This is a genomic window from Raoultella sp. T31, from assembly GCF_002806725.1.
In the GTDB taxonomy this organism is placed as follows: Bacteria; Pseudomonadota; Gammaproteobacteria; order Enterobacterales; family Enterobacteriaceae; genus Klebsiella; species Klebsiella electrica.
Genome location: NZ_PIBO01000065.1, coordinates 1 through 16078 on the forward strand (window position 1 = coordinate 1; position 16078 = coordinate 16078).

A 16078-nucleotide genomic window follows, 5' to 3' on the forward strand; every position below is an offset into this window, starting at 1 on the left:
ACAGTAAAGTATGGCACTGGCTGCTTCAGGAAAGGGCGTCCATCACATCACTACACAGAAACGCCATTCGCAAAAGTACGTGGTCTATGCGTGGATGGGATCAGTGCCTTCCGGGCAATTCCCTATTCGCAGCCGCGTAGCGGGGTAAGCCGGTTTGATAAGCCATCCTCTCCCCCATGCTGGGATGAGGTTTATGATGCGACCCAACCTGGAACGGTCTGTCCTCAGCTCCCGTCACGTCTGGATGCCGTGATGGGCACCTGTCATTGCCGCCAGGACGAAGACAGCCTGCACGTCAATATCTGGGTACCTCAAAACGCCGATCGTCCCGTCCCCGTCCTGGTATTCATTCACGGCGGCGCGTTTATGACCGGAGGCGGTTCGCTATCCTGCTACGATGGCCATGAACTGGCAAAAAATAGCGGGATGGCGGTGGTCACGATGAATTATCGTCTGGGCATATGGGGATTTATGCCTGTTCCTGAACTCGATGCGGTGAACCTTGGGCTTCACGATCAGATTGCGGCTTTACGATGGATACGGCAGGCCATTGGAGCGTTTAAGGGCGATCCCCAACGCGTCACCGTCGTGGGGCAGTCGGCAGGGGCATACAGTATTGCCGTTATACTGGGCACGCCAATCGGACAATCGCTTTTTGATCAGGCGATCCTGATGAGTGCCCCGCTGGGTTTATCGCTGAAAACGACCGAGGAATCGACAGCATTTCGCTCCCTCTTGATCAAAGAGCTGGGCTATCCCGCAGATGCGGTGGATAAATTGCGGGTTCCCACCTCCCGGGAGCTGCTGGCGGCGTTACAACGTATTAAGCCGCCGAAAACCGTTGACGGGGATATCACACCACCCTTTATGCCGGTTATTGATGGCTACCTTATTCCACGCGATCCCATACAGTCTATTGCTGCAGGAAGCGCCGCGTGGTGTAAGACGGTTATTGGCATCACCCGGGAAGAGTACTTTTCATTCTCCCTGGGCCACTCGCCGCTTGATAGTTTGACGGACAGCCAGCTGACCGCGCTGTTTGAGAAACAGTACGGTAAAGACAAGGGGGCCTTGATGCTAAAAACAGCCAGGGCCAGGCGCATTCCGGATATCCCGCGTAATGTGGTCGCAGACATGCGAAGTGAGGCTGATTTCATCCGCCCGGCTTTTACATTTGCCGATAGCCAGATAGCCTGGAAGCAACCGCAGACCTATTTCTATCATTTTGACTGGCAATCACCTCTGCCGGAACTTGGCGCCGGACATTGCCTCGATCTGCCATTCTTATTTGGCAACCCTGGGGAGTGGGTCGCTGCGCCAATGCTACAGGGCGCTAATCAGCGCGAGCTGGAGGCGCTGACTGGTCGTTTTCAGCAGGCATTAAGCGCCTTCGTCTATACGGGGGAACCCAACGGCGAAAACATACTGTCCTGGCCCAGCTATCAGGAGCAGCGCGCCGTCATGCATTTTGATAAGCGGATAAGCGTTATCCACCATCTCAAATAGCTTCAGATAGCGCTCCCGATGGGCAAGGAGGTTCGCCGGGAGCCGGGGCAAAAATCAACCTGCGCGCTTCTGCAATTTCCGATGGCATAAGCACGAGCAAGAAATATAAATGCCAGAGCCTGGTTTGGCTCCGTTTGCCATTGGAAAAATTAATTGCGGCGGCATCACCGGCACAGGAAGTCGAATGTAGGCTTTCATTTTTCACCCAGTATTTTTTGGACTATCCTCCTCAAGCCTTTGCTTACATAACAAATACACTATCCAGTTTATATCGGGAACTCTATGATGAAGCAATCCCGGTCTTCAACTCTAGAACATCTGAAATCAGCGAGGTGCAGGTGTTGGCTATCATTCATTTTCACAAGCGCAAAAAAGATAGCGTTCTGCGCGATTGTAATATCTTCAGATTGCTTCATTTACATATAAATAAATTCGTATTTCACGCTGTAAGTTCCAGTTTTATTTTCGGAGTAATAGCTTTTATTCATTATTATACTTTTGTGTCTGTCAAAATATAAAATAGCCTCGCCACGTAAGGCTATGTTAACTGATTAATTTGAATGTGCCTCCTTTTTCGACTTAAATTTTAAATAGCGTGTAATGAGCAAGATAGATGTCGTGATGCGCATCCAACTGAACGGCGGACGAGTACCTGCGGGCGTACTCGTCTCCTGCTATGGCGCCAGATACACCTGGGGGATGGCGACGTCGGGATGCTCACCCATTCGCACTTCAGCACCGTACCAGCGGCTGATAACCGACTGACGAATGACCTCCTGCGGCGTTCCCTCGGCGACCAGTTTTCCCTGATGGAGGAGCAGAATGCGGTCTGCCCACAGCGCGGCGAGATTGAGGTCGTGCAGCACGATGCAGACGTGCAGCTGGCCGCTGCGGGTCAGCCGTTTCAGCAGACGCAGCAGATGCTGTTGATAGTAAAGATCCAGCGCCGAAGTTGGTTCGTCGAGAAACAGCCAGCCCCGTGGCGCGTTGTCATACCACAGCTGAGCGAGACAACGGGCCAACTGGACCCGCTGCTGCTCGCCGCCGGAGAGCGAAGGATAACGTCTGCCCGCCAGATGATCGCAGCCGGTTTCCGCCATCACCTGCTGAATCATCTGCGGGTCCGGGTGTTTACTCCATGGAGAGCGCCCCATGGCGATAACCGTTTCCACCGGCCAGTCGGCATGAAGCTGTGTGCGTTGCAGCATCACCGCCCGGCGGCGGGAGAGCGCTTCCGACGACCAGTGTTCCAGCGGGCGTCCTTCTACATAACGTTCACCGCCATTCGGGGATAAGAAACCGGTCAGCAGCCGCAGCAGCGTTGATTTCCCGGCGCCGTTAGGGCCAATCAGCGCGGTCATCTCTCCGCCGCACAGCCGGACCGACACATCGTCGATGACCCGGCGTTTACCCAGCAGCAAAGAGAGTGACGTGGCGCGCCAGGTGCCGTCACGATTATCCATACGTCGTCCTCTGCTGGCGGAAAATCAACCATAAAAACCACGGCGCGCCGAGCATGCTGGTCAGCAGACCGACCGGCATTTCGGCGGGGGCGGCGACGGTGCGGGCGAGGGTATCGGCCAGCAGCAGCAAGATCGCCCCGGCCAGCAGCGAGCCTGGCACCAGCGCGCGGTGATCCGGCCCCAGCCACATTCGTATCAGATGCGGCACCACGAGGCCAATAAAGCCAATCACGCCGCTGATCGCCACCGAAGAGGCCACCAGTAGCGCGCTGCACAGTAGCAACAGACGCTGCACCGCCCGGACGTTAATTCCCAGGTAGTGGGCTTCTTCATCGCCAAGCTGTAGCAGGTTGAGACGGGAAGCCATCAGCCAGATGACCAGCGAAGCAGGAAAGATCAAGGTGGCCGCGACCAGCAGCGTGGACCACTCTGCCTGGCCGAGACTGCCCATCCCCCACAGCGACAGCTGGCGCAACTGGGTGTCATTACTTATCCACGCCAGCACTCCCACCAGCGCGCCGCACAGCGCATTGATGGCGATACCGACCAGCAGCAGGCGCGAGAGCGAACCTTCACCGGTCCGGCTGAGGATAAAAATGACCACCATGACGGCGATACTCCCGATAAACGCCGCCAGCATCGGGGCATACAGCGCCACCAGCGCCGGAACCGACAACGGCAGGACCAGCCAGCAGGCCACCGCCAGCGCCGCGCCGCTGCTGACCCCCAGCAGGCCCGGATCGGCCAACGGGTTGCGGAACAACCCCTGCATGACGCAGCCGGAGAGCGCCAGCGCGGCGCCGACCAGCAGCGCCAGCAGGACGCGCGGCAGACGAATGGTGAGCCAGATATGGCGCAACACCTCATCCCCCGGCGGCCACAGACTGGCGAGCGGCAGAGACATCGCGCCGAGAGTGGTCGCGAACAGCGTCAGGCTCACCAGCAGCAAGGCCATTAACCACAGATGGCGAGCGAGGGTGGGGCGCATCAGGGGAGCTGCTCCGCTTTTTTCCGCAGCGCGCTGACCGCCTGCGGCGTCCGCGGGCCAAAGCCGAGCAGGGCCATATCATCAATCACCAGCACCTGTTTATGGCGACCGGCCGGCGTTTGTGCCAGCCCCGGCAGCTTCCATAAACCGGCCTCGCCGCCCATGCCTTTAAGCCCGTCAGCGGAGATAACCACCAGCTCCGGTAGACTGGCGATCACCCCTTCCTGCGACATGCTGCGATAATGGTCGAATCCCTGCATCGCGTTCTGCAGCCCGGCGGCCTGAATAGCGCCGTCCGCCGCGGTCTTTTGCCCGGCGACCATGGTGTTCATTCCGCCGTGGCTGAGAATAAACAGCACCCGTTTACCGACCGGCTGCGTGGGGATTTGCGCTATCTGAGCGGCGACGGTGCGGCGCAGGGCGTCGCCTTCAGTCTGCTTACCCAGTGCGTCGGCGACCGCGGCGATTTTTTTGTCAATCGCCGACAGATCGTTACCGCCCGGGATATTGACTACTTTTACCCGACTGTCCTCTACCTTTTGTAAGACCAGAGAAGGCTGGGCCTGCGCGCTCGCCAGGACGAGCGTCGGGCGTAACGACAGGATCCCCTCGGCGTTCAGCTGACGGATATAGCCGACATCCGGCAGCGATCGCGCGGCGGCAGGCCAGGTGCTGGTGCTGTCTTTGGCGACCAGCTGCTGCTGTGCTCCCAGGGCATAGACGATCTCTGTGACATCGCCGCCCAGAGAGATGATGCGTTCTGCGGCGGCATGCGCAAACAGTGGAAGAGCGGCAATGAACATCAGCCAGCGTTTCATGCGCTCTGTCCTTCCGTCGTCAGACGGTCAACCTGGCTACGCCATGTCGCTTGCTCCGGGTGCCCTTCGCTACGCTGGCCGTACAGTTGGGCGATTTGCGTACCGTCCTGGGCAAACAGCTCTACGCTGGTGACATGGCCATCCGAGGTCGGCTTACGCGTTACCCAGATTTCATCAATACTGTCTGCGCGCAGGTGCAGGGTGAAGGTGGTATTGAAGATGTTGAGCCAGCCGCGCATCGGGGCCAGCTTTTCCAGGGCGCCGGTGAAGATTTGTACGCAGCCGCGGTTGCCAACGAAAATCATGATCTCATTGCCCTCTTCGCGAATGGTTTCCAGCAGGTGCGGCAGGGCATCGTGGTCAATGCGGCATGCCAGGTCATCGCTGACCAGACGGAAAGCCTGCTGACGGGAGAGGTTATATTTTCGCAACAGCCCGAAGAACTGATGGACGTCGGTCATGGCGCGCCATTCATTTTCCAGCGCCGCGCCGTCGGCGGAAGCGGCGTAGCGGGGAGCATCAACGGGGCGGATAGTTAATGGGGTCGGGGCAGCATGGGTTTGCCCGGCAATCAGCGCTTCCCACGCCGTCATATCGGTTTGCGCGGTTGCATAGACTTTCAACAGCGCGTCGCCGTGATGGTCGAAGAACTGAATGCTCTGGCGGCCGTTATCACTCAGGTGGAAGGCGCTGGCCCACTGGCTGAGGAACAGGCGCAGATCGAGCGCCCGCGGGTTCAGCACCAGTCCGGCATGGCCGCTCAGATGCTGGTGGGTAAACTGGCCCACCTGCTCATGGACCGCATATTGATTACGGCAGATGCATTTGGTCTCGCCGACGCTTGCCAGCCCGGCAATGATCGCCCGGATGTCGTCCTGCAGGCGAACCGCATCGTGGCCAACGCGAGCGGCGGTTAATTCCGCTTCGCTAATGCCCATTTCAGCGGCGATATCGCGGGCATATTTAACGCCAGCCTGCGCTTTGGTGGTCTGATAGCGCTGCCACAGTTCGTTTGCGTTGTGTTGCATAATTCATATCCTTCTCTACGATGAATATCCCCGGCCGTGGCCGGGGAGCAGGCTGTCTTTCAGCATGATGCGCGCGGGCTGTCGGATCACTCACCTGAGTCTGCGTATCGCGACTCCCGCCGGCAGGCTGAAATCCATGGGATGGATTATTCTGCGGGCCATCAGAAATCGACGTTGACGCCCAACTGCCAGGTCCGGCCCGGCATCGTCGCCAGCGCTTTATCGTAGGCATCCTGATTCGTGGACGTCTCAATATTGCGGCTGCTCAGGTAATCCCAGTATTGCCTGTCGGTAATGTTGTAAACGCCGCCGTTAAGCCGCACGTTTTTCGCGACCTGCCACCAGGCCGTCAGGTCCAGCATGCCGTAGCCTGGCACACGCATGTATTCGCTGGAGGCGTTGGTAATAGCGGCACCGGTGTTGGTATAGCTTTCGCGGTTAGTGGCGCTGGCTTGCTTACCTTTCACGAAGGTGGCGGTCAGCGCGGTCCCGTAGCGTTTCGCCGGATCGTTCCAGGCCACGCCGACGATAGCCTTCATCGGCGCCACGCTGTCGAGGTCGATATACTTGTCGCCGAGATAGCTGGATTTCGATTTCCCTTCACTATAGCCATAGGCCAGCGTCGCGCTCAGGCCGTTAACCTCGTCAAACCAGCTGCCGAAGTTGAATTTGGCGCTGATTTCGCCGCCGTAGATATAGGCTTTATCGCGGTTTTCCGCCTGATAAATCGTATAGATATTCGACGGGACGTTGGTGAAATGGTCCGGATTGCCAGAACGGGTATAGCGGCTATAGGCGATGAAGTTCTTGTAGTTGTTATAGAACAGGGCGGTACGCATCGTGATCCCTTCGACCACTTCGCCTTTTAAGCCCCATTCGAAGTTGTCACTGGTTTCCGTGTTCAGATCGGTGTTACCAATCAGCGCATACTGCGCTCGTCCGGCGTAGCTGGATCCGAGGTTCCAGGAGCCGTACAGCTGGCTGGCGTTGGGGAACTCGGCGCCGCGTTTATACTGCAGGTAGGTCATGGTACGCGGAGTGATATCGTACTGGAACGTCAGGGACGGCAGCACCTGAGTATCGGCGTTTTTACCATACAGTCTGGCGACGGAGGACTCCGTCAACACGCTGCTGTTGGTGGTCAGATCGCCGAGACTCTCCGGTTTGGTAGATTGATGCACCACGCGCGCGCCGGGGATCACGGCAAAGTTGTGGCTGTCGAGATCGAAGTTGATCTTATCCTGAACGAAGCCGCCCAGAGTGTAGCCCCGGCTGTCGGCTTCCGGCTGCATGATTTCGCTGTAGATGCTCGGGGCCGGCGACTGGCTGAACGGACGCTGGGTTTTGATGGTGCTGGCGTTGAGTCCGGCGCTCAGGTCGTGGCGGCCGATGGATTTCGCCAGCGTAGTCTGAATGCCCCAGGTGTCGGTATCGTAGTTGGAGTTGACCGTTTCCATGGCTCTGGCGGTACTGTCCGGCATCCAGGTCCAGTCATGAGCCTCGGTATGCTGGTAGTAGACTTTGGTCGACATGCTGTCGAGGTAGTCATTCATTGGCGTCCAGTCGTCTTTCAGACTGATGCCCCAGCGACGAGTCTGGCTGGTCTGGTTGGCCTCGCCAGTGATGCTGTTGCCGTTGTTATCCCAGCTGTCAAAATGGCTATGGTTGGTTTTATGGTAGTAGTCGAGCGTGCTGGTCAGCTTGTGGTCATCATTCGGCTGCCAGATGCCGGAGGCCATAAAGGCATCGGAGTGCCAGTTGGCCGGATAGGCGTCAATCTTATCGCTGTTATTTGCCGTTTCCTGACCGTCACGGCGGCTGTAGACGAAAATACCGCGCAGGGTTTCATCTCCGCCGGCCACCGTCACGCCGTTATGCCAACTGCGGTCGGCTGAGTCGTAGCCGCTCCGGTAGCCGAAGGCGCTGGTTTTCCCCGGATGTAGGTAGTCATCGGCGGATTTCGGCTGGAAGGAGACGCTGCCGCCGATAGCGGTGTTGGCGGTTTCCGTCGAGGTGGCGCCGGACTGAATATGGATGCTGCCGTACATATACGGGTCGATGTAATCGCGCCCGATGCCAAAGGTATTCAGACCGGCACGGCCGACGTAGCCGCGTCCGGTCGCATCCGGTTGCGCGATGCCGTCGACATCAATCCCGACGCGGTTGCTTTCCAGCCCGCGAATGTTATAACCGGTATAGCCGCCGCGGTCGAAGCCGCTTTTGCCATTACCCGAGCCGCCGCTGGCGCCGGTTGCGCCGATCAGGGGTTCGTAACGCATGACGGAACCAAAATCTTTGGCTCCTTTGTCCTGCAACTCCTGCGCGCTGACCGAATGTTCGCTGCCGGCTTTAAGCAGAGGAGCGGGTGCGGTGACGGTCATCTGCTCGGAGCTATCCAATGATGCATCGCTGGTGGTGGTGTGTGCGGTGGTATCAGCTGCCCCGGCGGTCGTCTGATAGATTGCTGCAAGCAACGAAGTCACCAGCAGGCTTTTCTTAAACCAGGCCGGTGAGTGAGTGGATTTATACATAGTAGCCACGCCTTGATAATTATTAGTATCGGCTCACGCGTTACTTCCAGATTTGCAGGCGAGTCCCGTTGCTTCCGTTAGCGGACTCTTTTTCTCCATGACTTATTATTGCGAATGGTAATAATAGGTATTATCATTTGCAACAAAATAATCATGTATTTCTCATTTAATCTGCAAGTTGTTTACAATCTGCCCTTTACATACAGCGAGAACATCATGAGTCACAAAGCTGCGATTACGATCAACTACTGCTCCCAATGCAACTGGATGCTGCGCGCCAGCTGGATGGCGCAGGAACTGCTGCATACGTTCAGTACCGATATCGGCTCGGTCACGCTGGTCCCGGGCACCGGCGGTATCTTCACCATTACCGTCGACGACGTACAAATCTGGGACCGCAAGCAGGATGAGGGTTTCCCGGACGCGGCGGAGCTTAAGCGCCGGGTACGGGATGTCTGTTTCCCGGAGAAGTCGCTGGGCCACGTCGATAAGTCAGCCGATCCGGCGTAAGCGCCAGGGGAAAACGGCTGCGCCAGAGGCTATAAAGGTGTATTATTTTTGCATCTTTATTGATGGAGAAGCGCCATGGCGGGTCAACGTATTGACCGGGAAAAAAAGACTATCCGCAGCATGATTTCGCTCTATCAACGCCGCTGCCCGGACGCGCAGGCCGATGTGGAACATTATCAGGCGCTGAACGCCTATGCCGATAAGCGGCTGGATAAGTGCGTGTTTGGCGAAGAGAAGCCGGCCTGTAAGCAGTGCCCGGTCCATTGCTATCAGCTGGCAAAACGCGAAGAAATGAAGCAAATCATGCGTTGGGCCGGGCCGCGAATGCTCTGGCGCCATCCGATTCTGACGATTCGCCACCTGATTGATGACCGACGTCCCGTGCCAGAGCTTCCGCAAAAATACCGGCCTAAAAAGCCGCGGTGATTTCCCCGGCTTGCGCTGCACTTAGCCGGGCTACACTGCGTGCGGTCGGTCGGAGTAGCCCGGGTAAGGCGTCAGCCGCGACCCGGGGCCTCACCGGAGTGGGCCGTGGTTCGCTTATCGCGAACCGATGTCCAGACAAAGGTGATAATAAACAGCGCGGTAAACAACACCACGATGGGTCGGCGCCGGGGCAATCAGCAGTAAAGTAGCCCGGGTAAGGCGTCAGCCGCGACCCGGGGCCTCACCGGAGTGGGCCGTGGTTCGCTTATCGCGAACCGAACTCCAGACAAAGGTGATAATAAACAGCGCGGTAAACAACACCACGATGGGTCGGCGCCGGGGCAATCAGCAGTAAAAGTAGCCCGGGTAAGGCGTCAGCCGCGACCCGGGGCCTCACCGGAGTGGGCCGTGGTTCGATTATCGCGAACCGAACTCCAGACAAAGGTGATAATAAACAGCGCGGTAAACAACACCACGATAGTCGGCGCCGGGGCGCTATCCAGGTAAAATGACAGCCAGACGCCGCCCAGCGAACAGCTCACCGCAATCGCCACCGCCAGCAGCAGCGCGCGGATAAAACGCCGGGTCAGCAGCAGAGCAATGGCGCCGGGGGCAATCAGCAGCGAGATTGACAGAATAATTCCCACCGCTTTGAGCGTCGCCACGATGGTCAGGGCAATCATGCACAGCAGTCCGTAGTGCAGCAGGCCGCAGCGTAACCCGCTGGCTTTAGCCTGATGCGGATCGAAGGCGTGCAGCAGAAAGTCGCGCCACTTTAGTCCAATAATCAGCGCAATCACTAGCGCAATCGCCGACGTTTGCCCAATATCGCTGGCGGAAATCCCCAGTATGTCGCCAAACAGAATATGGTCGAGATGGACTTCGGACTGAATGGCGACATACAGCACCAGCCCGGCGCCAAACATGCCGGAAAAGACAATGCCCATAATGGTATCGCGCTTGATGCGGCTGTTATCGTCGAGATAACTGGTCGTGATGGCGCAGAATAGCCCGGCAACAAAGGCGCCAATGGCGAACGGAATGCCGAGAATATAGGCCACCACCACGCCGGGAAAGACCGCATGACTCATCGCATCGCCCATCAACGCCCAGCCTTTCAGCACCAGAAAAACCGACAGCAGCGCGCAGGGAATGGCAACGATAACCGCCACCAGCATGGCGTTGACCATAAACGAAAACTGCAACGGTTCGAGAAGCGTGCTCAGCAACATGAGGCCTCCCTGGCGCGGCGGCGGTTGGCCAACAGGCCGTGTTTTGGCGCAAAGACAAAGGTCAGCAGAAAGAGCAGGGTCTGCGCCACGACGATAATGCCGCCGGTGGCGCCATCCAGATAGTAACTTAGCCAGGCGCCGAAAAAGCTGGTCAGGCTGCCAATCGCGACGGCAATCGCCAGCAGGCGCGGAAAGCGGTCGGTCAGCAGCCAGGTAGTCGCTCCCGGGGTGACGACCAGACAAATGACCAGAAAGGCGCCCACGGTTTGCAAGGCCGCCACGGTACAGGCCGCCAGCAGGGTGAAGAACAGCAGCTTCAGCGCCGTGGTGTTCAGGCCAATGGAACGGGCGTGGTTCTCATCGAAAAAGGTCACCATCAGATCTTTCCATTTCAGCAGCAGAAGCGCCATAGAAACCGCGCCGATGGCCGCCAGCTGAATAATATCTTCCGGGGCGATCGCCAGGATATTGCCGAGAATAATGGTCTGGATATTCACCGAGGTAGGGTTGAGCGACACCATAAACAGCCCGATACCGAAGAACGACGAAAAAATCAGGCCGATAATGGCATCCTCTTTGAGTTTCGAACGCTGGTTGAGAAACAGCATGCTCCCCGCCGCCAGCCCTCCGGAGAGAAAAGCGCCGACGGCGAAGGGCAGACCGAGCATATAGGCTCCCGCCACGCCCGGTACAATGGAGTGGGAGAGAGCATCGCCAATCAGCGACCAGCCTTTCAGCATCAGGTAGCAGGAGAGAAAGGCGCACACGCCGCCCACCAGCGCCGAGACCCACATTGCATTCAGCATATACTGATAGCCGAACGGCTCGATCAGCCAGCTCATCCTTCACCTCCCGTCGTCCGGCGGCTGATAAACGGCCGTTCATCGTCGGTGATAATCTGCTCTTCGCCGCCGCTGAGCACCACGTGGCGCAGCACGCCGCTGAAGGCGAGTTCGAGATTGGCGGCGGTAAAAGTCGTTTCCGTCGGCCCGCTGGCCAGAACGGTACCTTTGACCATCACCGTGTAATCGCAAAACTCGCTGACCGAACCGAGATTGTGGGTCGAGACCAGCAGCGTGCAGCCGTCATCACGCAGCTCGCGCAGCAGGGCGATGATTTGGGTTTCTGTCTGGACGTCAACGCCGGTAAACGGCTCATCCAGCAGAATGACCTTGCCCTGCTGAGCGATGGCGCGGGCAAGGAACACCCGTTTTTTCTGCCCGCCGGACAGCTCGCCGATTTGCCGGTGGCGATAGTCGCTCATCCCGACGCGGGCCAGCGCCGCATCAACAACCTCCCGGTCATGGGCTGTGGCCCGCCGCAGCCAGCCCATATGCCCGTAGCGGCCCATCATGACGACATCCTCTACCAGTACCGGAAAGGTCCAGTCAACGTCCTCTGATTGCGGGACATAGGCCACCAGATTCTGCCGCAGCGCGCGATGAACCGGCTGGTCGAGTATGGCAATCTCGCCATGGGCCAGGCGAACAAAGCCCATCAGCGCTTTAAACAGCGTCGATTTTCCCGAACCGTTGATGCCCACCAGCGCGGCAATTGAGCCGCGCGGGACGCTGAAGGTGGCATCGCGCAGCGCGGTGTGGCCGTTGCGATAGGTCACGCTGACCTGGTTGACCGCGAGGCCCGGCATATCAGCGCTCATGGCTGTTTCCTCATCCCGTCATTGATGCCCTGGACGATGGTTTGCGTCGTGACCCGTAGCAGATCCAGATAGGTCGGAACCGGGCCATCGGCGGCGCTCAGAGAGTCAACATACAGCACGCCGCCATAGTGGGCACCGGCTTCCCGAGCTACCTGGCGCGCCGGTTTATCTGAAATGGTACTTTCACTAAAGAGAGTCGGGATATGCTCTTTTTTCATGATATCGATAGTTTTACGTACCTGTTGCGGCGTGCCCTGCTGGTCGGCATTGATTGGCCACAGGTAGCGCTCCTTCAGCCCGTTGTCGCGGGCCAGGTAGGAGAACGCGCCTTCGCTGGTGACCAGCCAGCGTTTCTCTTGCGGCAGTTTTGCCAGCTCCGCCTTCAACGGCGCCATGGTCTGGCGGATTTTCTCTTTATAAACGGCAGCGTTCTGACGATAGGTCTGCGCATTCACCGGATCGTACTTGACCAGCGCATCACGAATATTATCGACGTAGATCAGCGCGTTATCCGCCGACATCCACGCATGGGGGTTGGGTTTGCCGTTATAGGGGCCTTCGCTGATCCCCATTGGCTGAATGCCCTCGCTGACGACCACTTCCGGGACCCCGTTCAGATGCTGATAAAAGCGGGCGAACCACAGTTCGAGATTCAGGCCGTTGGTGAGGATCAGCTGTGCCCCCTGGGCGCGTTTTATATCGCCGGGCGTCGGCTGGTATTCGTGGATCTCGGCACCGGGTTTGGTAATCGAGCTGACCTCGGCCGCCTCCCCGGCGACGTTTTGTGCCATATCGGCAATCACCGTAAAAGTGGTGATCACTTTGAATTTTTCACTGGCCTGAGCCGGGGCGATCGCCAGCAGGCCGAGCAGAGCGGTAAAGAGCAGGTGCTTCAGAGGCGGCAGGTGCAGCATAGGATCCCTCACATCAATATGGTTAATTAATCATCTGTTATAGCCATTGCTATGTTATATGGCACAGGCTATTTATAAATGAAAATGATTATTATTTGTAAGCTGGGGATGGCACCGTGGAAATCGTCTGTCGCGGAGAAAGTGGCAAGATGTTTCGAAGAACGCCGTTTCGTGTGAAGCGGCGTTTGCAGCGGATTACGCGCGGGTGGCGATGAGAATGGCAGAGGCTTTGATCAGCGCAATCACCCGGCTGTCCTCGACCAGCTTCATCTCTTCCTGACTTTCTGCGCTGACCGTACCGGCCAGCTGGTTACGTGCTGATATCGCCATAAAATCTCCTTGTGTGGCTAATTAAGTGACTACCGGATTTATACTAGCTCATCCTTGTTAATACCCAGACGTTTCATGCGCGAAAGCAGTGTCGTACGCTTTAACCCCAGCCGCTGCGCCGCCCCTTTCGGCCCGGCAACCACGCCGTTGCTCTCTTTCAGCACCCGGACGATCAGCTGATATTCATCCTCGCCCTCTTGCGCAAGCACCTCCGCCGTTATCGTCTCCTCGTCGATATTCATCTCCGGCAGCGACAATTGCAGCACGCTACCGCGGGTTAACAGCACCGCGCGTTCAATCACGTTTTCCAGCTCACGAACGTTGCCCGGCCACTCCATGCGGCTCAGCGTGCGCAGGGTTTCTGCCGGAATGCTGTCGATGTTGCGCCCGAGGCGGCGGGCGATTTTAAAGGTAAACGCTTTGACCAGCAGCGGGATATCGTCCGGACGCTCGCGCAGCGGCGGCAGGTGGATCGGAAAGACGTTCAGGCGATAGTAGAGATCGCTGCGAAATTCGCGATCGGCGACCATCTGCCTGAGATCGCGGTTGGTGGCGGCGATCAGCCGGACATCGGTGCGGATCAGCTTGTTGCTGCCGAGGCGTTCAAACTCCTGTTCCTGCAGAACCCGCAGCAGCTTCGGCTGAAGTTCCAGCGGCATATCGCCCACTTCATCGAGGAATAATGAGCTTTTATCCGCCAGTTCGAAACGGCCGATACGCTGGGCGCTGGCTCCGGTAAACGCGCCGCGCTCATGGCCGAAGAGATCGCTTTCCAGCAGCCCGGCGGGCATCGCGGCGCAGTTCATCTTCACCATTCGCCGCGCGTTACGTCCGCTGAGGTTATGAATAGCGCGGGCAATCAGCTCTTTGCCGGTGCCGGTTTCGCCGAGGATCAGGACGGTACTGTCGCTCTGGGCGACCATCTCGACCTGTTTGAGTACGCTGTGCATGGCTTCGCTGCGGCCAATAATTTCGCCAAACTCGCTCTCGACATTATTCAGCTGTTCGGTGAGCGCCAGATTCTCATCCACCAGCCGTTCTTTTAGCCGCTGAATTTCGCGGTAGGCGAGGGCATTATCGACGGCGATCGACACGCGCTCGGCGATTTGCCGCAGCAGCTTGAGGTTGGTGGTGGTGAACACCTTCTCATCGCACTGCGCCAGTTTCAGCACGCCCAGCAGCGTATTGCCGGACATCAGCGGCAGCAGGCACAGGGTTTGGATCTGGTTGCCCCACATCTCAAAAAGCATTTTCTCGTATGGGGCCAGCGAGTCGTGCTCGTGTAAATTGAGCAGCAGCATCTCTTTGCTTTTGAACACCCGCTCGGTCAGCGTACCGGCTTCATTCACCTCGCTCTGATCGTGAACCGGATGGCTGGCGTCGAGATAATGGGTCGAGTAGATATTCAGTTTGCCTTTGCGGCTGCTGCGTAGCACCACGCTGATCGCGTCGATGCGGAAATAGTGGTGAATCTCTTTGGCCACTTCGCTGACCAGCTCGTCGATATCCAGTCGGGAGAGCACGGCGTTAGTGATAGCAACCAGAATGCGAAAGTTGTCGCGCTCGTGGCACAACAAATCGTAATCGACGTTATTGCTGACCCGGCTCTGGATCTGCTCGGTCACCACCGCAACCAGCTGGGTAAACGTATGCAGCCGCTGGAACTCTTTCTCGCTCCACGGTCGGGCGTCGTTACGGATAAACTCGCAGCCGCCAAAGATGCGGCCTTCCGCCGCCAGCGGCAGCAGGCCGTAATAGCCAAACGGTGGATAGAGTCCGCAGCTGGCCAGTTGAGGCCAGGCCTCGACAAAGGTCGCCTTGTCGCAGTGCAGCGCATCGGGACGCGACAACAGGCGACGCACCGGCCCGTGCGCCAGTACGGTCTCATCTTCGTAGCTGACCGGCAGGCCCGTTTCGTCACAGCCGTACCTTGCCGCACGATGGTTCCCGGCGTTCCACAGAATAATCGCCGCCCGATCCGCCAGCGCGGATTGCTGCACCAGGCGGGTCAGCGTTTCACTCAGCGCCGCCAGATCGGGCTGCTGTAATAAAATGCGGGTGATATCGAACAGCCCTTGCTGCCCGAAATCGCCCAATGGTGTATACGACATTACTGAGGTCCAAAACGCACCTGCAAAGCGGCGCGTAAGAAAGTGATGACACAAATAATAGTATGTTAATAAAGCGGTTGTTGCCGCTGCCAACCCATCCGTAGCTGCCCGCGGATTTGGACCGGATAATGATGCTGGTTTTTCCCGGCTCGCGCTGCGCTTAGCCGGGCTACAGTCCTGCACTTAGCCGCGCTACGGGTCCGTACGTAGCCGGTAGCCCGGATAAGGCGTCAGCTGCAATCCGGGAACCTGTCCCCGTTAACAAATCCGCGGCAGCCGGTAGCCCGGATAAGGCGTCAGCCGCAATCCGGGAACCCGTCCCGTTAACAAATCCGCCGCAGCCGGTAGCCCGGATAAGGCGCCAGCCGCAATCCGGGAACCCGTCCCGTTAACAAATCCGCGGCAGCCGGTAGCCCGGATAAGGCGTCAGCTGCAATCCGGGAACCCGTCCCGTTAACAAATCCGCCGCAGCCGGTAGCCCGGATAAGGCGCCAGCCGCAATCCGGGAACCCGTCCCGTTAACAAATCCGCGGCAGCCGGTAGCCCGGATAAGGCGTCAGC

13 protein-coding genes and 1 pseudogene are annotated in these 16078 nt (G+C 58.1%); 3 read left to right on the forward strand and 11 right to left on the reverse strand.

What is annotated here, in order from left to right:
• The coding region (locus CWM52_RS25195; RefSeq protein WP_206057738.1) for a carboxylesterase family protein at positions 1-1506 on the forward strand (1506 nt) is incomplete at its 5' end.
• A gap of 674 nt (positions 1507-2180) precedes the next feature.
• Here the strand turns inward: CWM52_RS25195 and CWM52_RS25200 are convergent.
• From CWM52_RS25200 to CWM52_RS25220, 5 genes are all read right to left on the reverse strand, one after another.
• Positions 2181-2969, reverse strand: coding sequence for a heme ABC transporter ATP-binding protein (locus CWM52_RS25200; RefSeq protein WP_100686557.1), 789 nt, complete (start codon positions 2967-2969; stop codon positions 2181-2183).
• Positions 2962-3957 (reverse strand): FecCD family ABC transporter permease, encoded by a 996-nt coding sequence (locus CWM52_RS25205; protein ID WP_100686558.1) that lies wholly within the window; start codon positions 3955-3957, stop codon positions 2962-2964. The genes CWM52_RS25200 and CWM52_RS25205 overlap by 8 nt, the downstream gene beginning before the upstream one ends.
• On the reverse strand, positions 3957-4775 hold the full coding sequence (locus tag CWM52_RS25210) for a heme/hemin ABC transporter substrate-binding protein (RefSeq protein ID WP_100686559.1): 819 nt from the start codon (positions 4773-4775) through the stop codon (positions 3957-3959). The genes CWM52_RS25205 and CWM52_RS25210 overlap by 1 nt, the downstream gene beginning before the upstream one ends.
• Complete coding sequence (locus CWM52_RS25215; RefSeq protein ID WP_100686560.1) at positions 4772-5803, reverse strand: hemin-degrading factor; 1032 nt, start codon at positions 5801-5803, stop codon at positions 4772-4774. The genes CWM52_RS25210 and CWM52_RS25215 overlap by 4 nt, the downstream gene beginning before the upstream one ends.
• A gap of 161 nt (positions 5804-5964) precedes the next feature.
• A complete protein-coding gene (locus tag CWM52_RS25220) occupies positions 5965-8334 on the reverse strand; it encodes a TonB-dependent receptor domain-containing protein (protein ID WP_100686561.1) in 2370 nt (789 codons plus the stop codon).
• A 216-nt stretch (positions 8335-8550) separates the two neighbouring features.
• On the opposite strand from CWM52_RS25220, the gene CWM52_RS25225 reads away from it, so the two are divergent.
• Positions 8551-8844: a SelT/SelW/SelH family protein gene (locus CWM52_RS25225; RefSeq protein WP_100686567.1), complete on the forward strand. Its 294-nt coding sequence runs from the start codon at positions 8551-8553 to the stop codon at positions 8842-8844.
• Between the two features lie 75 nt (positions 8845-8919).
• Positions 8920-9270, forward strand: coding sequence for a nitrous oxide-stimulated promoter family protein (locus CWM52_RS25230; protein WP_100686562.1), 351 nt, complete (start codon positions 8920-8922; stop codon positions 9268-9270).
• Between the two features lie 374 nt (positions 9271-9644).
• Here the strand turns inward: CWM52_RS25230 and sitD are convergent, their stop codons facing one another.
• The 6 genes and pseudogenes from sitD to flhA form a co-directional block, all read right to left on the reverse strand.
• Entirely contained in the window at positions 9645-10499 is an 855-nt protein-coding gene (gene sitD, locus CWM52_RS25245; protein WP_100686568.1) for an iron/manganese ABC transporter permease subunit SitD, read from the reverse strand.
• Positions 10493-11344, reverse strand: coding sequence for an iron/manganese ABC transporter permease subunit SitC (gene sitC, locus CWM52_RS25250; protein WP_100686563.1), 852 nt, complete (start codon positions 11342-11344; stop codon positions 10493-10495). The genes sitD and sitC overlap by 7 nt, the downstream gene beginning before the upstream one ends.
• Positions 11341-12162, reverse strand: coding sequence for a manganese/iron ABC transporter ATP-binding protein (locus tag CWM52_RS25255; protein ID WP_100686564.1), 822 nt, complete (start codon positions 12160-12162; stop codon positions 11341-11343). Before CWM52_RS25255 ends, sitC begins: the two co-directional genes overlap by 4 nt.
• Complete coding sequence (locus CWM52_RS25260; RefSeq protein ID WP_100686565.1) at positions 12159-13076, reverse strand: metal ABC transporter substrate-binding protein; 918 nt, start codon at positions 13074-13076, stop codon at positions 12159-12161. The genes CWM52_RS25255 and CWM52_RS25260 overlap by 4 nt, the downstream gene beginning before the upstream one ends.
• Before the next feature lie 195 nt (positions 13077-13271).
• Positions 13272-13427, reverse strand: a pseudogene (locus tag CWM52_RS25265) (transporter); the annotation flags it as partial.
• Positions 13428-13444: 17 nt separating this feature from the next.
• Entirely contained in the window at positions 13445-15517 is a 2073-nt protein-coding gene (gene flhA, locus CWM52_RS25270) for a formate hydrogenlyase transcriptional activator FlhA (protein WP_100686566.1), read from the reverse strand.
• Positions 15518-16078: the final 561 nt, after the last annotated feature.